Below are 21,362 nucleotides of genomic sequence, written 5' to 3'. Positions count from 1 at the left end.
CGAGTCCGAGCGCTTCCGGGCTCAGGCCTTGGCAGCCTTGGCTTTCTCTTTTATCGGCCGGACGCTGTTGCTGCTGCATTTGGGGCAGGCCCGTTCCACGGGCACCTTCTTGTCGTAGGGGGCTTTGAACTCGTGTCCGCAGCGCAGACACTTGAAGGGTACTTCTTCCATGTTTGCCTCTCCCGGTTTCAGGCCATTGCGGTGGCCGGTGCTGCTTGATCTTCCTTTTCCTTGGCCTCTCTAGCCTGTTTTCGCGCCTCGGCTTTCAGGCGGGCTTCCCGCAGGACCTGCTTGGTGTATTCCACCTCCTCTTGAGTGACCTGCTGGCGCATCTCTTCCAGTTCCTTCATCGTCCGGGCCCACTTCTGGCCTTCGGCGGCGCTGATCCACTCCAGCTGCAGCCGCTCGGGACGGATACCCAGCTTCTCCAGGTCTTCCCACAGCCTCTCCACCCGCTTCTGGGTCCAGCGGTTGGCGTCGATGTAGTGGCAGTCGGCGAAGTGGCAGCCGGAGACCAGCACGATGGGCGCGCCCTGCTCGAACGCGTGCAGCACGAAGTCGGCATCCACCCGGCCGCTGCACATGGTCCGGATGACCCGCCCGCTGCTGGGATACTGCATCCGCGAAAGCCCGGCCAGGTCGGCGCCAGCGTAGGAACACCAGTTGCAGGCGAACACCACGATCTTCTCCATCGGATCGGTCTCTAGGATGGAATCGACCATGGCCATGATCTGGGCGTCCTCGAAGTGTTTCATGAGGATGGCATCGAAGTTGCACTCCGCCGCGCAGGTGCCGCAGCCCTTGCAGGCCGCCTCGATGATCTCCACCGGGATCTTGGCCTTGGCATCCCCGCCGGTGATGGCGTTGAAGGGGCAGACCCGCACACAGATGCCGCAGCCGGTGCACAGGTCGGTGATGAGATCGGAGGTGATGGCCTCAACGCTGATATAGTCGGAGTTGAGCAGGATTTCGGCGCGGGCCGCCGCGGCGCTGGCCTGGGTCACGCTGTCCTTCACGTCCTTGGGCGATTCCACACAGCCGGCGAAATAGACCCCGCCGGTGGGAGCGTCCACCGGCTTCAACTTGGGATGCGACTCCATGAAGAAGCCATCCTGCGTGCGCGATAGTGAGAGCAGTTTCCGGATCACTTCGCTGTCCTTGCGCGGGATCACACCCTGCGACAGCACCACTAGGTCGAACTCGTGGTCCTCGATGGAACCGGTGGCCGTGTCTTCGACTGTTAAGCTGATGTTCCTGCTCTTGGGATCCTCGAATACTTCGCCGGGAACGCCACGGATATACTGCACCCCGGACTGCTTGCTGCGCTGGTACAGGTCCTCGAATCCCTTGCCGAAAGCCCGGATATCAATGTAGAACACCTTGATCTCCGTGTCGGGATAGTGGTCTCTCAGCAGCAGGCTGTCCTTGATGGTGTTCATGCAGCAGATGTTGCTGCAGTAGGGATTGCCCCGGCCGTTCTGGGTTCGCGAGCCGACACACTGGATGAATCCGATCCGTTTGGGCGTCTGCCGGTCGGTGGGGCGGATGAAATGCCCCTCGGTGGGACCGCCCGCGGAGATCAGCCGCTCGAACTCCATGCTGGTGATCACGTTCTCGTAGCGGGTGTAGCCGTATTCATCCATTTCTGTGGGATCATACACCTCCATGCCGGTGGCGACGATCACCGCACCCACAGCGAGCTCGATGAACTCGTCTTTCATATCGAAGTCAATGCACTTTTTTTCGCAGACCTCGGCACACTTGCCGCAGGCGATGGGATTATGGCCCAGGCAGTTCTGGTCGTTCAGGATATATACGGACGGGACCGCCTGGGGAAAGGGCATGTAGATCGCCTTGCGCGAAGAGAAGCCCTGCTGGAATTCGTCCGGTACGACCACGGGGCAGACCTTCTCGCACTCGCCGCAGGCGTTGCACTCCGCTTCGTCCACGAACCGGGCCTTCTTCCGCACGGTAACGTGGAAGTTGCCGATGTAACCGGAAATGTCTTCTATTTCGCTGTAGGTCAGGAGGTTAATGCGGGGATGTCGACCGACATCCATCATCTTCGGACCCAGTATTCATATGGAACAGTCCATGGTGGGATAGGTCTTGTCCAATGCAGCCATGATCCCACCAATGGATGCCTCCTTTTCTACCATATGGACCTGGTACCCGGCATCGGCCAGGTCCAGAGCGGACTGGATACCGGCCACTCCGCCGCCCACCACCAGTACCTCCTTCAGCACCGGGATTTCCGATTCGATGCGCGGCTTTAGCAGCCGGGCTCGGGCCACGGCGATCTTGACAATGTCCTTGGCCTTGGCGGTAGCACCGTCCCAATCGCTCAAATGCGCCCAGCTGCAGTGCTCCCGGATGTTGGCCATTTCGAAGAGATAGGGATTTAATCCGGCATCGGCCACGCACTGCCGGAACGTAGGTTCGTGCATACGCGGCGTACAGGACGCCACGACCACCCGGTTCAGGTTGTGCTCTTTAATGTGCTTTTTGATTTCCTGTTGGCCGGGTTCGGAGCAGGTGTATTTGTTCTTCACCGCACAGACTACGTCCGGGAGGGTGGCGGCGTACTCGGTCACCGCGTCACAGTCCAGTGAACCGGCGATGTTACTGCCGCACTCGCATATAAATACGCCTACTCTCAGTCCGTTCTCCGACATTGATTCCTCCTGCTTCGGTGAGCCGTAGGGCTCCAATAGCTTTCAATACGTCAGGTAAATATTTTCGCCGTCTTGGGGCAGACGCGCCTCCCATCAACGACCAGTAAGGCAAAATGGACCGCTCGTATGGGATTCCTGCCGATTATGCAAATAACCCATTAAAAGTAATCCTGTGCTGATTGAGTCCCACGTCTTCAGGTGTCAATCCTTGCGCTATGCCCAACAATTGAAAATAATAAATCACCGGGATCTCATGTTTCTTGCCCAATTTCCGCTCGATTATACGCTGCCCGAGATCAAAAGAGGAGAAACAGGTAGGGCAGATCAATCCAAGGCAGTCTGCTTCAGCACGCTTAACTGAATCAAACACATCGGAGGTCATCTGGTAAGGGATCAGATCATCCATACACCCTCTACCACAGCAAAGCAGCTGCTCTTCATGCCTCACGGGCGTCGCCCCGGTAAGAGCCACCAGATCAGCCATGATGGCAGGGTAATCGGCGTCATCCACACCCATGACCTGGCTTGGCTTAAGAAGATGACATCCATAATGAATGGCTACGCGGAGGTTCGTTATCGGCTTCTGAATCGTGGCTCGCACCGCGTCGTATCCCAGTGTGTCCCGCAAGTAGACCACCGCATGCTCTACTTCCACCGTGCCTTTATACTCCCGATCGATTTTCTTCAACCTATCGTTTACCCGGTCTTTCAGGTTTTCATCTTCATTGAGCAGGAAGCGGGCTTCTTTTAAGGTGGAGGTGCAGCCGCTACAGACCGTGATCACCGGCAGTCCACGTTCTTCCGCTACTGCTAGGTTACGGGCGGCAATCAACAGCCACTCGAACTCATCCCGGGCCTTGAAATAGATCGGATCGGGGCAGCAGGTGAACGGGAGGTCTTCCACCAGCTCAAGCCCAAGCGCATCGAAAACCTTCCTGGTGGCCATCTCGATGTGGGGATAACGCAGCGGGATCATACATCCCCAGAATGGGACCACCTTGGTCATGAGGAGTTGTCCTCCCCAGCGAGCAGTTTCTTCATCTCGCTATATCCACCCATTTTGAACTCCGGGAGTCCAAACTTCTCCCGCCTGCTTTCAATCGCGCTGGATAGGGGTGCACTCATTCCCGTTGTCAGGATACCCTTAGAATATTCTTCGATGAGCGCCGGCGCCAAGCCTCGTTCTACACAGATATTCTTTAACGCGGTGATCACTTCCACCGGCCTCACATCCTGCGGGCAGCGTTCGTAGCACGTATAACAGTTAGTGCACTTCCAGATCACTGAATCGGCTGAGATCAGTCTATCTTCAAGACCGAACATAGCCATAAGCAGAATCATTCGCGGATTAAACTCCGGCGCATAATTCACAACAGGGCAATATGATACGCAGGCGCCACACTGGTAGCAGTAATTATGATGCCGACCGCTGAGGGTCTCGTTTAACCGTTCCCGAAATGAGAAGTTGATGGACTCTATTTTGGGTTCCTGCTTAGCCATCGGACCCCACCTCCCCTACGAAATAGACGAGATGAGTTTGACGATTCCTGTAACTGGAGGAACACTTCCCAGTAAGACGGGCTTGCCACCAATCAGAAGAACAGGGCCTGGTCTGACCCCCCTTCTTGAAGGATTGCCTTGCATTATAGATATGGATGATATCAGCATCCAGAATGAAGGTGGGACCCGGGCACCTCAGCACGTAGACGGCACTATATTCTCGGCTAGCCAGAAGCCCGGCTGGAGCTATGTCCCTGATTAGGCTCATCCTTTATCCGAACTATTTCAGTTTCGCTCTTCCCAGGGTAATCGTGGCGATATCCTGTATATCAATACCGTAGCTCTCATTCACTTTCTTATCCTTCATAGCGCAGACCAGATGGATTTGGCATTTAGGACAGGCTACCGCGAGTAACTGCGCGCCGGATTCTTTTGCCTGTTTAAGCCGTGCGGTCTGAATCGCTTTGGAAGTGGTATCGCAATTCATCCAGGCGCTCACACCGCAGCAGAGTGATCGAGAACCCGATTGTTTCATCTCATAGAACCCGACACCCCCGTTTCCTTCGCTACTCCCTTCCGCCAGTATTCGGCGCGGCTCCCCATAAATCCCCATATGACGACCGAGACGGCAGGGGTCCTGATACGTCACTGGCCTCGCACTTGGTCCGAGCTCCAACTCCCCTGATTCAATCTTTTCAGCCAGGAACTGGCTCATGTGCTTCAATTCGGCTTTAACGGTAAAGCCATGTTCTGGATAAAGGTTCTTAAAGGCGCTCATACACTCGGCGCAGGAAAACAGGATGGTCTTCGGCCCGGTCCTTGCGATTTCCTTCAGGTTGTGTTCGGCCAGCCGTTTGAAATTCTCGACATCGCCGTTCCAAAGCAGGTCATGGCCGCAGCAACGCTCATTGGGCAGGAGAACAGGGGAAATACCCAGCGCGTTCAGGATCCTGATGCTGCTTCTGGCGGCATCCAGCGTCTGCAGCTCAAGGTCGGTAAAGAATACGTCGAAGTATGGAGCACAGCCCACGAAGTAGAGGATATCCCCCTTCTGTGTAGTCTTAAGATCGTTTGGCAACCAGTCCAGCCGGTTCTGCTTCAGATGCTCGGCGGCCATGATTCTCGATAACGATTGAAGCGCACCAGAGTGGGAACATTTCCCGTCAAACCCGGATCGCTTGGCGCTGGCTCTCAGGGCTCTTATCAATTCGGTAAAATGAACGCCCGATGGACAATATTCATCACATTTCTTACAGGTCAGGCAGCTCCACAGGTCGTAATCCTGGAATATGGCCTCAAAATGGTGGCGGACCGCTTTGGCCAGCATGATCCGAGGCGAGTACTGTCGGCTAAAGGTGGAGACCGGGCAGACACTCGTGCACTTGCCACATTCCAGGCAGGCTAGCCCGTTTGTTTGTCTGATCCTCTCGATGAGCTCAGCGTTCATACCATTCTCAGGCACCTGCAATGCTAACGATACTATTGGGGAATGCTCCCCATTTCATCGCCGCTGATCTCGGTCATTTTTCCACCACCTATATCGCCGGGGTCACTGTCGAGTCGGGGGCCAACCTTCTTCACGCTTTCCACGAACTCATTGACAACCCTGACGAATTTAGCTGCTTCCGCCGCCGAGATTTGTTCGTAGCGGAGGCGCTCTGGTTCGATACCCAGCAAGTGCACCAGCTGCTGGATCGACTTGTAGGTTTCTTCCATCACCCTGGCCCCGAACAGGTAGTGGCAATCCACCAGGTGACAACCGGTGATCAAGACTCCATCCGCACCCCGCTCGAAAGCTCTGAGTACAAAAGCGGGATCCACTCGTCCCGAACACATCACCCGGACGATCCGGATATCAGGTGCATACTGCATGCGTCCCACACCGGCGGTGTCCGCCGCCGGATAACTGCACCAGTTGCAGGCGAAAGTGACAATTTTGGGCTCGAAGTCTTTTTTCCTGCTCATCAGACGATCCGGGCTATACTACCCTCGTAGAGATGACGCTTCAACTGGTAAGCAGAGCATCGAGCACGGCGTCGATTTGCTCTTTCAGGAAATGATGGGTGTCAATGGCGCCTGAGGGACAATGAGCGGCACAGGTGCCACAGCCTTTGCAAAGAGCCTCGTTCACTACCGCAAACCTCAATCCCGCTTCCTCTTCGATCGCAATGGCATTGTATTCGCAAATCGCTACGCACGTCTCGCAGGCTCGACAGAACTCCTTGGTCACAAATGACGTAATGGGCTCCAGATTGATCGTTCCTTTGGAGAGTAGCGCAGCGACCTTGGCCGCTACCGCGGAGGATTGGACGATTGAATCGCCGATGTCCTTCGGGGCTTGGGCGCATCCTGTGAGAAATACACCCTCCGTCGTGGTCTCGACGGGACCCAGCTTCGGATGACGCTCCATGAAGAATTGATCCCCGCTGCGAGTTACCTTGAGCAAATTGGCTAGGTTGTCGTGCTCACCGACTTTGGGGACCATACCTACAGAGAGCACCACCGCATCCACTGTCAGACGTAGGACAGTATCCAGAATGGGTTGGTGGAACTCCACGCACTCCACCCTTTGCTTACCAATGACTTTCGGTGGATCACTCACTGAATACGGTACGAAGAGAATGCCCAGCTCCCGGGCCTTCCGATACATCCGCTCGGCGCCTACGCTGTACATGCGGATGTCCCGGTAAAAAATGGTCACATTGATTCCCTGCTGGCGGAACTTGATGGCTTGCTTGATAGCGGTCTGACAACAGTAGCGGGAACAACCCGGGTTGGTCTCCGGGTTCCTCGAACCGACACACTGGAAATAAACGATAGAACGCGGCTTCTTGCCAGCAACAGTGAATTTCCCCTTCTCCACCAGCAGCCGCTCGACCTCCATATTTGTGAAGGCATTGGCATATTGGCCATAACCGAATTCACCATCCGGTTTATACAGGTCGGAACCGATGGCCAGGACAATTGCCCCCACGTCAATATCCCGTTTCAGGCTTCTACCGTTGGATTGACTTGCTAGGCACACAGTGAAGTTTCCGACAAACCCGCTAATTCCTTCAATACAGGTATTGGTCAGGATTTCCACATTCGCTTCATGGAGCTCTTTCAGTTTCTGGGACACCAGTTGCTTGCCGGCCATGCCGCTGGGGTAGAGCGTGGCCACCTGGGAAACCCGCCCACCAAGCTGGGACTCCCTCTCTATAAGGATGGTCTTGAATCCCCGACTGCTAATATCGCTGGCCGCCTGCATGCCAGCCACCCCCCCACCTACGACGAGAACCGCAATTTTCAGGGTCATTTCCCTCGGCTCCAGCGGCTGCAGTCTTCTCACCCGGGCCACTGACATGCGGACCAAGTCCCTGGCTTTAGCCGTCGCGGCTTCTGGCGAATTCTGATGGACCCATGAACATTGATCACGAATGTTGGCCATCTCAAACAGGTAGGGATTGAGGCCCACCGCTCTGAGGGTCTCCTGAAAAATGGGCTCGTGGGTCCTGGGAGTGCAGGCCGCTACAACTACCCGGTTCAGGTCGTGTTCCAGAATCATTTCCTGAAGGTGCTCCTGAGTGCTGCTGGCACAGGTGAACAGGCTATCTTCGACATAGGCCACATCAGCCAGTAATCGAGCATACTCCACGACTTCCTCTATACAGACAACCCCGGCAATATTCAAACCGCAATGACAGATGAAAACGCCGATTCGAGGTTCACCGGATACGTCGAGCTGGGGTATCTCCCCTGCAGGCGCTCCCTCGGTCTCAGCAAGGGATTCACCCGCTGCGATCGTCTCCGGCTCCATTTCTACTTCTTCTTTCTCTATTTCTTCCTCTCCCTCCTCCTTCTCCAACTCTTCAGGTTCAGGAACGAGGGCTGCTTTTGCCGCGGCGCCGGAGGCTTCCGCGATGGAATCGGTGATATCTTTCGGGGCGGTTGAACAGCCGCATAGGAAAATACCCGGTCGGGTGGATTCGAGAGGGTTCGCACACGGGTCCAATTCTTTGAAAAAGCTATCTTCATCCAGTTCGATACCCACCACCTCCGCCAGTTCTTTCGTGCCCCCCGAAGGTATGATGGCGGCATTTAAAATCGCTAAATCGACGGGGAATTTCGAAACTGATCCATCTTGCGTGTTTTCAACAAATAAAATGGGATCGTTGGTCTGGGGGTCTTCCACAATCTTGGAGGGCTTCCCTTTGATGAACTTTACGCCCTTGTCAAGCGCCCGTTGGAAGTACTCTTCAAATCCTTTGCCGAAGGCCCGGATATCGACATAGAAGACCAGAATCTCAGCGTCGGGATAATGTTCTCTAATAACCAGAGCTGATTTAATGGAATTCATGCAACAGATGCGGCTGCAATAATGAATGTCCAGCTTTTCGTTGCGCGAACCCACACAGTTGATAAAAGCAATGGTTTCGGGCGTCTCACGGTTGGTGAATCGTAGCAGTTCACCTTTGGTAGGACCGCTGGCCGAGAGCAATCGTTCCAATTCAAAGCTGGTGACGACGTTCAGGAACCGGGTATATCCGTATTCGCTGGCTTCCCGGGGATTGTAATAATCAATGCCTGTGGCGACAATTACAGCGGTCACCTCAACTTCGATGATTTCATCCGGCCGGTCGAAATCAATACACCCGACCTTGCAGGCGTCGGCACACTTGCCGCACGCAATGGGTACATGCCCCAGGCAATCCTGATCATCCATGATATAGGCTGAGGGTACTGCCTGGGGAAAGGGCTGATAAATAGCCTTCCGAGTGCTCAGACCCACATCGAAGTCACTGGGTCGGGCGACGGGGCACACAGCTGAACAATCACCGCAAGCGGTACATAGATCCGGGTCTACATACCGGGTCTTTACAGAAATCTCGGCTGTAAAAGCCCCGGCTGATCCAGTAAGCTCGGTCAGCTGGCTGTTGGTGTAGAGTATTATGTTAGGATGTCGACCGACATCCATCATCCTCGGTCCAAGGATTCATATAGCGCAGTCCATGGAGGGAAAAGTTTTGTCCAGCTGGGCCATCCGGCCACCGATGCTGGGACGCCTTTCCACCAGATGGACCTTAATGCCGCTATTAGCCAGGTCCAAGGCCGCCTGCATGCCGGCAATCCCGCCTCCAAGGACAAGGACTCCCTTGTCTGTCAAGCTTACCTCCGCCGTTTGCTTCGTTGCGTTACGAGTACGCGAATTACATCGGGGTAGAGAAAAAATCCAGGGGCACCCGAGAGCGTGCTGTGAATGCTGCTGAGAGCGGTTGGTGACCGGTGCAATATGATCATATCCCTGACTATCAACTGTCTGTAGATGGAACCAGCATCTCTTTGAAGCAGATCAAGCTGCAGCTTTCACTTTCTTTTTGGTTCCCGTCTTGGCCTTCGCCGCCGGTTGCTTCTTTTTCAGCAAATTCATTCCATAGTCATACCCCCGCTCGAAGGCTTCGATATTGACGTCAATAAATCGGTCAGGCACGGCACCGGGCAGGGCCTTTTGCACCGCCTCCGGGCTGACCACTCTGGTAACAGCGGTGAAGAAGCCGATCATGACCACGTTGGCGAAGATACGGTTCCCCATCTCTTCAGCGATTCTCGTAGAGGGGATGGAATAGACCTTGACGTCTTTTCGAAACTTATCGGTTTTGACCAGGTCTTCGTCGGTAAGCAGGATACCCCCGGGGATCAGCTCTTCGTTGAACTTCTCGTAGGCTTCCTGGGACATGGTGACCAGGATTTCGGGGACCACGATGTAGGGGTAGAGCACCGGGGAGTCGTCGATGACGATTTGGGCGGAGCAGGCTCCGCCGCGGGCTTCCGGGCCAAAGCTCTGGGTTAAAGTGCCGAACTTGTTATCGAACAGGGAGGCGGCCTTGCCGACCAGAATGCCGGCTTTAATGATTCCCTGTCCTCCAAAGCCGGAAAATCTAATGTCCATGGTCAAGTGCCCTTCTTGTCGCAACTGGTTACTGGTGATTGGGTGTTGATATCTATTCTCATTATAGTACCTATTTACTTGCCATATCCTGGCTTTTCTTCAGGTATGCTATATAGCCCGTGCCAATGCTTTTAGAACCTCATAAACTTTCTTGCGAAAATTGCCGGCAGTCTTATAAAGTTCAAAATCCTCCAGCTTATACAGTTTGTCCTGATCAGAACTATTATCCTCCATAATCAGTATGCCGACCAATCACCAATCACTAAAAACTCACGGCGTAGGTGGCCTGTATGGCACGAACTGGTCACCCAGTTTGGATTTCAGGAACTGATCACGTTTTTCCAGGAAGGTCGGTTTGTCTTTATCGACGAATTTGCCGACGATGATGCTTTTCTGGAACTCGATGTCCACTTCGCGGGTATCCGCGCCGTGTTTGATAATGGCGTTGTCGTGGTAGAAGCGCATGAGGTCCAGGCCGTCGCCCAGCCGGTTGCGGCGGGCGTAGAGGGTGGTGCAGGGGCAGACCACCTCGATGAAGGAGAATCCCGGCTTGAGGAGAGCATCGGCTACGGCATTGGTGAGCCGACGGATGTGCAGGGCCGTCCAGCGGGCTACGTACACTGCTCCGCTCGATTCGGCCAGGTGAGGCAGGTTGAAGGGGAATTCGTAGCAGCCGTAGGGGGCCGTGGAGGCGTTGGCCTCAATGGGGGTGGTGGGACCCGCCTGGCCACCGGTCATGGCATAATTGAAATTGTTGATGCAGATGATCGTCATATTGATGTTTCGTCGGGCGGCGTGGATGAGGTGATTTCCCCCGATGGCCACCAGATCCCCGTCGCCGCTGATCACGGCTATCTTCAGTTCGGGGTTCCCCAGTGCGAGTCCGGTTCCGAAGGGTATGGCGCGGCCATGAGTGGAGTGGAAGGAGTCCAGGCGGAGATAGCCGGCGGCGCGGCCCGAACAGCCGATCCCTGAGATCACGGCCACTTTTTTGCGATCCAGCCCGGATTTTTGTAGGCCGGCGATGAAGGCGGTGAGGACAGTGCCGATACCGCAGGTGGAGCACCAGATATGGGGCAGCCGTTCCATGCGGAGGTACTGTTCCATGGGGTGGCGCAGTTCTTCTTCCGGTGGCGGTATGGTCAGAGTGTCGCTGTATTCTTGTTCCATCTCGCTCATGCTGCGCCCTCCTCGATGGCTGCCAGGATGTCGTTCGGATCGTGTACCCAGCCTCCCGCGTGGGGGACCAGGATGCTCCTGGCCTGTCCCTGTGCGGAGCGCTCAACCTCCAGTACGATTTGTCCCATGTTGATTTCCGGGACCACAAATGTTTTCACTTTGCGGGCCAGCTGTCGAACCCGCGCTTCGGGAAACGGCCACACGGTGATCAGCCTCAAGGTGCCGACTTTAATGCCCTTGTTCCGGGCCGCTTCCACCGCCTTCAGGGCCACCCGGGAAGTGATGCCGTAAGAGACGACGACCACCTCGGCGTCCTCAACGCTGTCCTCCTCGATTATCCAGATTTTCTCCGCGTTATTGCGAATTTTATCAACCAGGTGGCGGACGTTCTTGTCCTGGGCGTCGGCGTTGATGATCGGGTAGCCCCGCTCGTCGTGGGTCAGTCCCGTCACGTGAATGAAGTAGCCATCCCCGGCCTTGACCATGGGGGCAATGTTTGCCGTACCGTCGAACTTGAAAGGACGGTAGGTTTCCCGATCACCCTGGTAGTATTTCCTCGGGACGATATCGATTTCCTCGGGTTTGGGGATCACCACTTTCTCGGTCATGTGTCCCACGCACTCGTCCATCATGAACAGGACCGGGACCCGCCACTGCTCGGCGAGGTTGAGGGCGGTGATGGTCAGGTCGAAGCATTCCTGGGGTGAGTTGGGGGAGAGGGCGATGATCTCGTAATCCCCGTGGGAGCCCCAGCGTGCCTGCATCATATCTGCCTGGCCGGTGAGGGTGGGCAGGCCGGTGGAAGGGCCCCCGCGCTGGACGTTGACCACCACGCAGGGAGTTTCCATCATGGCTCCGAGGCCCAGGTTTTCCATCATCAGGGAGAAGCCGGGGCCTGAAGTGACCGTCATCGCCTTGGTTCCGGCCCAGGCGGCGCCGATAATGGCCGCCATGGAAGCTAGTTCGTCCTCCATCTGGATGAACATGCCGCCCACTTTGGGGAAGCGTTCTGAAATTCTCTCGGCTACCTCAGTAGAGGGTGTGATGGGATAGCCGGCGAAGAAGCGGCAGCCCCCGGCGATGGCGCCCTCCGCACAGGCGTGGTCGCCGTCCATGTAATAGCTGCCCGTAGCGACGCCGATAGGATCAGCCTTCACGACTATTTACCTCCTTGAAGGACTTCTTCAGGCTCCGGGTGCCTCTTCTCCGCTTCCAGGCAGAAGATGGCAAATTCGGGGCAGATCATTTCACACAAATTACAGTTTACGCAGGAGCCCTGATTCAGGATATTCGGATAGTGATAACCCTTGCGGTTGAATTCAGTGGACAACTCAAGGACATCCCGGGGACAATACTCAACGCAGAAGCCGCAGCCTTTACAGCGATCCACGATCAGGTGGATCTCGCCGTGCGGAATTTCGATCTCTTCGAGGTCAAGCGGTACACGCCAGTAGTTCATAGCGTCCTTTATCCCTTTGTGTATTCGTGGACCTGAGGCTCAGTGATAAAGCATCACCCGCGCCTAGGCCGCAAAGTTTTTGCCTTCCTCCTTTTCGACCAGCCGGTAGAAATCGCATTTGGTGCAGCTGCTAAACTCGGCGGCGTGGGTGCACAGGGGCTCTCCCTCGCGGAAGGTGCCGGCGACGTTCCAGCAATAGCGTCCCGCGCGGAAACCACCGTTTTTGCCCTGAAAGGTCCAATATGACCAGGCCGGGCAGATACCGCGGGTGACCACATTGGCTCCATCAACCTCGCGCCCGCAATTCATGTAATCCCAGCAGTTAAGCTTCATGATTCAGCGCCCCCTCGCATTATCGTCAGGATCACACAAATAGCCAGCCCCGGATGGGATTGCGATCAATGCCTTTGCGGAGCCGAGGTTCATCTACCGGAGGTAGGGGGATCGCTGATCCCGCTTTGAACGGACGGGCACGGGCAGGAACCCGCTCTTGCTGCAGCGGCGGTCATTCAAACTGGTCCTGGGTATCAGGGCGGGGGATGGAATGATTAAACAACCCGATAGGTCGAAGGAGGTGACATCCGGTCCTATGCTTGGTGGGAAGAGGTGCAGATTACGTAAAGTCATAGCCCTTTAATACCCACTTCCGGGGAACAATTCCTATTTCCCTTCCGTCTCAATTTAGACCTACTCGCGAGAAGGTTGCAATAAGAAAAGGATATTAGGATAAACAAATCTTATATAAGCGGGAATCGGTCGACAGCGGAAGCGGATTTTCCGCCTGAGCAGGCCGCAGCTCGCGCCCTGCAGGGACGGTCCACCCATTCCAGGACCGCAGGATTTTAGCTGGTCTTTAGCGCTATTTCAGTCAGCCCCCAAGATTTGCTTTCAGGAACCTGGTCATCTTGCTGTACAGATGGTAGTGCGTCCCGGGCAGGCCGTGATTCTTGCCGGGATACATCATCAGGTCAAACGGCTTATTCCGCTCGGTCAGCTTCTCGATGAGCTGCCAGGTATTCTGGGGATGGACGTTGTCGTCGCCGGTGCCGTGAACCAGCAGGAGCCCACCCTTATAGCGGTCTACGTAGCTGAGCACGTCGGTTGAGTCGTAGCCGGCCTTATTCCGGGGCAGCAGGCCCATGTAGCGCTCGGTCCAGGCGGTATCGTACAGGCGGAAGTCGGTCACCGGGGCCACGGCGATGCCGCACTTGAAGTACTCGGCGCCGGCGGTGAGGCACAGGGCGGTCAGGTAGCCCCCGCCGGACCAGCCCCAGATGGCGATGCGCTCCGGGTCGCCCCAGCCCTGGCGGCCGATCCACTTGGCGGCCTCGATCTGGTCGTTCAGGGCCCATTTGCCGATGTCGCTGTAGGCCAGGTTCTTGAAGGCCTCGCCCCGCCCGCCGGTGCCGCGGTTATCAACGGTGAGTACCGCGAACCCTTCCTGGGCCAGGTATTGGTGCCAGAGCGCCCCCCGCCCGCCCCAGCGGTCGGCGACCAGCTGCGAGCCGGGACCGCCATAGGTATATATGACGGTCGGATACTTCCGGCCCGGATTGAAGCCCTTCGGCTTCAGGATTACCGCGTTAAGGTCGGCACCATCGCTGGTGGTGAGGGTGAATAACTCCCAGGCCGGTAAGTCCAGTTCCTGCAGGGCGGTAGGGGGGTCCTTCACGAGCCAGCGCACCAGTTCGCCATCGGCGGTGTGCAAACTTATGCGCGAAGGCGTATTGCGATCAGACCATGACTGGACGTAGTGTTTGAAACCGGGGGCGAAGGAGCAGGAGTACCATCCGCCGGGCTGGGTGAGACGCTGCAGGTCGGAGCCGTCAAATGCCACCCGGTATACGTGCTGTTCGGTCACGGCGTCCTTTTTGCCGCTGAAGTAGACCACCTGGCCTTCCTCATCCACGTCCACAATGCCCGAGACCTCCCAATCGCCGGAAGTGAGGGCGCGCGCCTGGCCGGCGGCGAGGTCGTGGAGGTAGACGTGCCGGTAGCCGGATTCCTCGCTGGTCCAGATGAAGCGCCGGCCATCGTCAATGAAGTGCAGGTCGTCGGTGACGTCCACCCAGCCCGTGTCGCTCTGGACGGCGGCGACCCGGGTCTTGCCGGTGCGGGCCTCGGCGAGCACCAGCTCCAGCCGGTGCTGGGGCCGGTCCAGGCGGTAGAAAGCTGCCTGCCCCTCCTGGCCGGTCCAGAACAGGCGCGGGACGTAGATGTCGGTCTCCGGGCCCAGGTCCAGCCACCGCGTCCGACCCTTCTGCACATCCACCACACCCACTTGCACCAGGCTGTTGCGCTCGCCCACCTTCGGGTAGCGGATCTGCGTGAGCGCCGGGTAATGCTGCAGCTCGTCCTTGAGGGTATAAAATGGCAGGTGACCCTGGTCGAAGCGAATGTAGATGATGGACTTGCTGTCGGGCGACCATTCGTAGGCCCGGGTCAGCGAGAATTCCTCCTCGTACAGCCAGTCGGCCTGGGCGTTGATGATGCTCTCGCTGCCGTCCTTGGTCAGGCGGCGCGTCTTGCCCTTATCCAGGTCGTAGACGTAGAGGTCGTTGCCCATCACGTAGGCCACGTATCGGCTGTCCGGTGAGAAGCAGGCGTTGGACTGGGGGCGCGCCTCAGCGGTCAGGCGGCGGGTGACCCCCGTCTGCCGCTCGTGCAGGATGTAGGCGGCTTCCTGTGAGCGCCGCCAGATGCGCCGTTCACTGCCGGCAAAGAGCACCCAGCGCTCGTCCGGCGAAAGCCGGTAGCCGTCGAGCGGGAGCGGCTCCTCCTGGCCGGCCACCACCAGCGCCGTGCTGTCCAGGAAAACGGTCTCCTCGCCGGTGGCAACGTCGTGCCGGATAACGAACCGGCCGCTGTCGGTCTTCTCGGTGGTAAGGTAGGCCGTGCCGTCCTCGATCCAGGCCTCGACCCGGAAGGACTCGCCTTCGTAGGTGCGGTTGAGGAAGATGTCTTCCAGGGTGAGCTGTCGATCACTGGCCTGGCCCAGCAACAGGACGGTGAAGAATAGGGGGAAGATTAATACTTTGCCGCGGAGGGTGTACATAGCTATAGTCCTTTTAAAATAACAGGTAACTAAGGCGGCTAAAGCTACATCAAAAGCCGCGGGACTGCAAAGACCGGGGCCTGCCCTGAGTTTACCCTGCGTAACGAAGTGTAGCGGGGCTTGACGAAGGGGCGCGAAAGGAGCCGCCAGCGGTCAGCTATCAGCCTTCAGCCAGGAAGAAAGTAACCGCAGCGGCCTGGGCTTCAGCATGAACGTGACCTATACCTTCAAGAAAAGACTTATTTAGCCGGCTCCCCTCCGTCCACTGACATAGAACCAGAACGCCAACCCTGCGGCGACCAGTCACGCAGCGGCCTGGCGTCGTCCGCCTGGGGCGCATCACACTTCTTATCTGGTCCAGAATCCGGGACCTGATTTGATTTCGCGAATTTTCCCCGTCTATGTTATTATGAGTATTAATCGACAGGCACGACTGATCCAAGTGATATCACATCAAGGTTATTTATTGTATCAGAAAGAAGTGAAAAATATATTTAAGCAAGGTTACAGACAGAATATCAGGCTTCAAAGGCATGGCATGTTACTTCATAGATAATAGTTAAGTGTCATAGGATATCTGATTAAGTCATAGGATGAAAAATAAAACACTTTCTATCATAGTCTGTCTCATTTAAATTTCTAATTGAACTCTGAGGTGTGAAAATGCATGAAGATGATTACTATACAAATGGATCTATTTCACCAAAATTCAAAACTGCCAAATCCATCAAACCTCCTTTCGGCTACTACGGTGCTAAGCAGCGACTAGCTACAAAAATAGTCGAATTACTTCCACCACACAACGCATGGGTAGAGACTTTTTGTGGATCTGCCGCCATCACTCTTGCTAAAAAACCCGCACCAATAGAAGTGATAAATGATATTGATGGGGAAATTATTAATCTCTTTGATCAAATCAGATATAACACCAGTGAACTCTGCAGAGTTATAGCCCTCACACCATATGCCAGAGCTGAGTACCAACGTGTTAGAGAAAAAACAAACAACCTAAATCCTCTGGAAAGAGCTAGACGATTTTTAATCACAGCAATGATGACAGTTAACGGAACTGTTGAGCCGAAGAAAGCTGGCTTTTCATTTTCGCAATCATATTCTCGTGGTAATCGAGAAGCGAGAGTGAACCGCTGGTACAACCTACCCGACCGCATCGCTTTAGTTGTAGAAAGACTAAGGAATGTACGAATCGAAAATAGAGATGCACGCGAACTATTAAAAATGTTTATTGATAGGCCTGCTACATTGGTTTATTTAGATCCCCCATACTTCGCGAATCGCAGCCATAACTACCGACACGATGCGAATAATGAAAGCTTTCATTCAGAATTGTTGAATCTATGTTCAAAAGCCCGGTGTATGATATTAATTAGCGGGTATGACTCTGAATTGTATAATTCAATACTTACACCTGATAAAGGCTGGAATAGAAAGGAAATTGAAACAAATACACGCGATACGTCTGGAAGGGATTATCCACGCACAGAAGTATTATGGGAGAATAAATTCTTTACTAAAGCTTCTCAAACTGGACGGATACCGATAAGGTTAACAAGGAAAGAAAAGTCATTAAATAAAATAAATCCACCAAGGGGTAGAGTATAAGTGTGATTACTATTAATCATCCTTATTGAAGTGTGGAGGTAACTCATGCCAGCTACAATGCCATTTGATAAGTCAAAAAAAAGGATTATTCAGGCTTATTTAAAAGGACAACAGGAAGATAAAACACTTAGATATGATAAATTAGAGGTTAAAGGGAAAGTTCAACAAGAGCCAATTTATACGCTTAATAATAATGAACTAGCATTCAATAAAGCAAATGGCCGAATCCACGCTGAAGTTATTGAGAAAGAGGCAGAATTAGGACGATCTCTTAATATCTGGGATCAGGATGATCAAAAGATTATCAAAGATTTACTTCTATCTATACGAAAAGATGAGAATGAGAAGATCAAAGAGGACCTTGCTAAGAAAGGACAGATTCGACCAGGAATCATTACGTGTGACGGAATAGTAATAAATGGAAATCGAAGGAAAGCATTATTAGAGGAGCTTTATGCTGAAACAGGAGAAGAAAGATATAAGTACCTAGAAGTTCATGTACTTCCATCAGAGATAACAAAATCAGAGCTTTGGCTTATCGAAGCTGGTATTCAGATGTCCGCCCCCCAACAGCTAGATTATAGTCCAATTAACAACTTACTCAAATTAAAAGAAGGTATAGATTCAGGACTTAAAATCGTGGATATGGCTGCTAGAATTTATGGCGTAACATCGGAAAAAATGAGTAGTGATTTAGAACGATTGAATTTAATTGATGAATACCTTTCAGATTTTATAAGGAAGCCGGGTAGATATTATCTCGTGAAAGGTGTGGCTGAACATTTTATTGATCTACAAAATATAATTTCATGGGCTCAAAGACCAAGGGGCCCGATTAGAAGAGACTGGACTCCAGATGAAAATGATATTAATGAATTTAAATTAGTTGGGTTTTATTATATTAGAGGAGGATTTTCACATTGGCGTATAAGGGATTTGCGAGATATATTTGCTAAAAAAGAACCTTGGGAAATTATAAAATATGCTCTTGATTTAGATTCTAATCTTACGGATAAAGAACTTTGTGAAGAAGGATTAGGTCGTTCATCTGATACTGGAGAAACAGATGATGAAGACTATTATGAATCGTTAGATGAGGGAGGAATTCAAACAGCAATTGAAGCAAGGGATTTGCATGAGGAGGCAGTTTGGAAAGCTGCTCGCAAGAACGAATTAAAAACCTTATTTGAGGATGCAAAAGAAAAAGAAAAGATTATAAAGGACACTGAGCGTCCAATAGTCTTAGCTAAAAGAGCACTCAATAATATTAATGGCATACCGCTAGAGCCAGATAAATTAGACGACCCAGAAATAGATACTATCCTACAACAAATAATTACAGCTATTAATGAACTAAGAAAAATAACTCGTAGGTTCCGTGCCTAGATTGATCGATACGGAGGTAAAAATCGAGGTATTGATCTCTTGATAAAATTAATAATAGACCGTAATACCTTAAGCATTAAATATTTCGATCAAGAAGGCTTAGGAATCTTAAATAAGCCTATACATAGGATTTACTTCCGTGGTACCCTAGGCGCCACATTTAACGAGAAATTAAGTGAATGGCAGATTGAGGTGGGGGTAGAAATATCTCTTAAACTGCAGAAACTTATTCAACACTTAAACAAATATGAAATAGACTATGAGCTAGATGATAACTGTGAACAAATCTTGGAAAAGATAAGAGATGAAAAAATAGAGTACAATGAAAAACTAGTTCGTGGGAAAAAAGCGAAATATAAAATTGAAGATAATGCAAAAAAAAATATAAAACAGACGCTAGCAAATGTATTTATAAGGGAACTAAAGGATTTCCAAATACATGCTGTACATCATCTCCTCACTGTAGAGAATGGTGCTAATTTTTCTGTTCCTGGTAGTGGGAAAACCACGATTGCATTAGCTTATTTCCAAATATTGAGGCAACAAGGAAAATTAGATTCACTTTTAGTAATTGGGCCAACGAGTAGTTTTCAACCTTGGGAGGATGAATTTAAAGAGTGTTTCGGAAAAAGTGCAAAAAGCATCCGATTGGCTGGAAGACCACTAGAGGAACGTTTAGAATGCTATTTACTAGCACATCGATATGAACTTATACTCCTTACCTATCATACGGCTGCGAATGATGTAGATTATATAATTCGAATGCTAAAAGGCCGCAAGTATCTCACGGTCCTAGATGAATCACATTATATCAAACGCCCTAAAGGTGGTAAGCTGGCTTCTGCTTCATTAATGCTTGCCCCTTTTTCAGTACGTCGAATTATTCTCACTGGCACCCCGATGCCTAACAGCCCTGCTGATTTGTGGTCACAATTTCAATTTCTGTGGTACAATCAGCATCCTCTTGGTTCTTCGGATCGATATATTTATGAAATTCGCGATCGGGAACAAAGTGATGTTATAGACGCCCTTCAAGAACGTGTCGGACCTCTCTTCTTTCGAACTACCAAAAGTCAGCTTGGTTTGCCACCTCAAACTTTTAAGATTCACAGATGCCAATTAAGCCCACTACAAAAAAGGATTTATGCGGGTGTCGCTGCGCGATTCCTTAAACAGCTTTCAGAATCTCCACAGGACAGGAATGCTCTTCGCGAATGGAGAAGAGCTAGAGCTGTGCGTCTACTTCAAATAGCCTCCAACCCTGCGTTACTCCTAAAAAAATGCGATGAGTTCGGTCTTCCGCCTATCGAGTTACGTAGCGTACCGCTTAGCACCGCTATAGAGCACTACGCAGATTATGAAGTTCCTGAGAAAATTGCACTTGTATCAGAATTAGCGAATGAGATTTGTTCAAGTGGTGAAAAGGTTATCATATGGTCCACATTCGTCCATAATCTACAGATGATTGCAAGTCTTTTAACGGCTTATAATCCAGTAATTATTCATGGTGGAATTGCCTTAGTTTCTGATAAAGATGAAATTACGAGAGAAGGTCTAATAAAGAAATTCAAGGATAATCCAAATTGTGAAATACTCATTGCTAATCCAGCAGCCTGTGCTGAGTCTATTTCACTACATAGAGTATGTCATCAAGCAATATATCTTGACCGATCCTTCAATTGTGCGCACTACCTTCAATCAATGGATAGAATTCATAGACTCGGGCTTGCGAAAACGCAAGAAACCTGTTATCACCTGATAATTGCCAAAGAATCGATTGATGATGTAGTTCATGATCGGCTTAAACAAAAAATGCAGGCTATGCATCAGATATTAGAGGGAGATATACCTCGTGAATTCGCTGGTTATTGGTCAGAAGATCTTGGAGCAGAAGAAGAGGTTGATTTAGAACTCGTAGAGAAACATATATTAATATTTCTCTCTCGCTATGGTAGTTAAACCTGACGAATTGGCAAATCTGTGTGCAATGTATAAGGCCTTACGTACTCGGTGTATCATAGAATCGGAGCTAAAAAGGCGTCTACATGCTTCAATGTTAATCGAATCTGATGCTTCACCAAGCGATGTAATTTCTGAGGGAATTAGCTATGGCTTCATAAAAGCAACACAACGAGGAATTGTTATCACAAATCTAGGCAATCAATTCGGTCAGGCACAAGTAGATGTTGCCTTTCAGATTTCTGAAAAAGCCAAGGAATTTATGGTTAAGAAGATTTTCCTTAATCCGGTTTCATGTGATCGATGTTGTAGTGATTTATTAAATAGGTTTCGAGCTGATACAAGTTACGAAACATTAGTTTACGATAGAAGTCCTGATGATTCTTCAGAGATAATCCTATGGTTAAAATTGCTTTCTCGCGTTGGACTTATTCTAGTGACACCTGAGAGAGCTCTTGTTGAAACTCGATACTTAGATCATGTAAACCATCTTCTTGCTTATCTACGTGAAGGTATTTACAAGACTATCCAAGATACAAATATTCGAAATAAGATTGGGAAGGTTGCTGAAGAATATGCATTACAATACGAGAAAGCCAG

At 52.0% G+C, this 21,362-nt stretch carries 16 protein-coding genes and 1 pseudogene; 4 read left to right on the top strand and 13 right to left on the bottom strand.

The genetic code is table 11. From position 1 onward, the window contains the following. Positions 1–263: 263 nt before the first annotated feature. The 13 genes and pseudogenes from hdrA2 to ACETWG_04455 all read right to left on the bottom strand — a co-directional run bounded on the left by hdrA2 (position 264) and on the right by ACETWG_04455 (position 15,797). Positions 264–2,675 (bottom strand): annotated as a pseudogene (gene hdrA2, locus ACETWG_04515) (CoB-CoM heterodisulfide reductase HdrA2). Positions 2,676–2,817: 142 nt separating this feature from the next. Further along, the gene (locus ACETWG_04510; protein ID MFB0515854.1) at positions 2,818–3,681 is read right to left on the bottom strand and encodes a CoB--CoM heterodisulfide reductase iron-sulfur subunit B family protein; all 864 of its coding nucleotides are present in this window, start codon (positions 3,679–3,681) and stop codon (positions 2,818–2,820) included. Further along, positions 3,678–4,175 carry a 4Fe-4S dicluster domain-containing protein gene (locus tag ACETWG_04505; GenBank protein MFB0515853.1) on the bottom strand — a complete coding sequence of 166 codons (498 nt, stop codon included), beginning with the start codon at positions 4,173–4,175 and terminating at the stop codon, positions 3,678–3,680. Before ACETWG_04505 ends, ACETWG_04510 begins: the two co-directional genes overlap by 4 nt. Before the next feature lie 280 nt (positions 4,176–4,455). Further along, the gene (locus ACETWG_04500; protein ID MFB0515852.1) at positions 4,456–5,622 is read right to left on the bottom strand and encodes a (Fe-S)-binding protein; all 1,167 of its coding nucleotides are present in this window, start codon (positions 5,620–5,622) and stop codon (positions 4,456–4,458) included. Between the two features lie 32 nt (positions 5,623–5,654). Next, the gene (locus ACETWG_04495; protein MFB0515851.1) at positions 5,655–6,140 is read right to left on the bottom strand and encodes a hydrogenase iron-sulfur subunit; all 486 of its coding nucleotides are present in this window, start codon (positions 6,138–6,140) and stop codon (positions 5,655–5,657) included. A gap of 40 nt (positions 6,141–6,180) precedes the next feature. Further along, positions 6,181–9,135, bottom strand: coding sequence for a 4Fe-4S binding protein (locus ACETWG_04490; GenBank protein ID MFB0515850.1), 2,955 nt, complete (start codon positions 9,133–9,135; stop codon positions 6,181–6,183). Between the two features lie 15 nt (positions 9,136–9,150). After that, positions 9,151–9,321 carry an FAD-dependent oxidoreductase gene (locus tag ACETWG_04485; protein ID MFB0515849.1) on the bottom strand — a complete coding sequence of 57 codons (171 nt, stop codon included), beginning with the start codon at positions 9,319–9,321 and terminating at the stop codon, positions 9,151–9,153. Positions 9,322–9,507: 186 nt separating this feature from the next. After that, on the bottom strand, positions 9,508–10,104 hold the full coding sequence (locus tag ACETWG_04480) for a 2-oxoacid:acceptor oxidoreductase family protein (GenBank protein ID MFB0515848.1): 597 nt from the start codon (positions 10,102–10,104) through the stop codon (positions 9,508–9,510). 270 nt (positions 10,105–10,374) lie between these two features. Beyond that, the gene (locus tag ACETWG_04475) at positions 10,375–11,283 is read right to left on the bottom strand and encodes a thiamine pyrophosphate-dependent enzyme (protein ID MFB0515847.1); all 909 of its coding nucleotides are present in this window, start codon (positions 11,281–11,283) and stop codon (positions 10,375–10,377) included. Further along, entirely contained in the window at positions 11,280–12,398 is a 1,119-nt protein-coding gene (locus tag ACETWG_04470) for a 2-oxoacid:acceptor oxidoreductase subunit alpha (protein MFB0515846.1), read from the bottom strand. Before ACETWG_04470 ends, ACETWG_04475 begins: the two co-directional genes overlap by 4 nt. 44 nt (positions 12,399–12,442) lie before the next feature. Next, positions 12,443–12,742 (bottom strand): ferredoxin family protein, encoded by a 300-nt coding sequence (locus ACETWG_04465; protein MFB0515845.1) that lies wholly within the window; start codon positions 12,740–12,742, stop codon positions 12,443–12,445. Positions 12,743–12,805: 63 nt separating this feature from the next. Next, positions 12,806–13,075 (bottom strand): two-CW domain-containing protein, encoded by a 270-nt coding sequence (locus ACETWG_04460; GenBank protein MFB0515844.1) that lies wholly within the window; start codon positions 13,073–13,075, stop codon positions 12,806–12,808. 535 nt (positions 13,076–13,610) lie between these two features. Then, positions 13,611–15,797 carry a S9 family peptidase gene (locus ACETWG_04455; GenBank protein ID MFB0515843.1) on the bottom strand — a complete coding sequence of 729 codons (2,187 nt, stop codon included), beginning with the start codon at positions 15,795–15,797 and terminating at the stop codon, positions 13,611–13,613. A 663-nt stretch (positions 15,798–16,460) separates the two neighbouring features. Here ACETWG_04455 and ACETWG_04450 point away from each other — a divergent pair. From ACETWG_04450 to ACETWG_04435, 4 genes are all read left to right on the top strand, one after another. Beyond that, positions 16,461–17,417 carry a DNA adenine methylase gene (locus ACETWG_04450; GenBank protein ID MFB0515842.1) on the top strand — a complete coding sequence of 319 codons (957 nt, stop codon included), beginning with the start codon at positions 16,461–16,463 and terminating at the stop codon, positions 17,415–17,417. 45 nt (positions 17,418–17,462) lie between these two features. Continuing rightward, positions 17,463–18,803 (top strand): hypothetical protein, encoded by a 1,341-nt coding sequence (locus tag ACETWG_04445; protein MFB0515841.1) that lies wholly within the window; start codon positions 17,463–17,465, stop codon positions 18,801–18,803. A 39-nt stretch (positions 18,804–18,842) separates the two neighbouring features. Next, the gene (locus ACETWG_04440; GenBank protein MFB0515840.1) at positions 18,843–20,762 is read left to right on the top strand and encodes a DEAD/DEAH box helicase; all 1,920 of its coding nucleotides are present in this window, start codon (positions 18,843–18,845) and stop codon (positions 20,760–20,762) included. A gap of 94 nt (positions 20,763–20,856) precedes the next feature. Beyond that, on the top strand, positions 20,857–21,362 hold a 506-nt coding region (locus ACETWG_04435), incomplete at its 3' end, for a hypothetical protein (protein ID MFB0515839.1).

Source organism: Candidatus Neomarinimicrobiota bacterium, assembly GCA_041862535.1.
Classification (GTDB): Bacteria; Fidelibacterota; Marinisomatia; order SCGC-AAA003-L08; family TS1B11.
The sequence above is the reverse complement of the archived record's forward strand: the minus strand, read 5'-3'. Positions and strand labels throughout refer to the sequence as shown.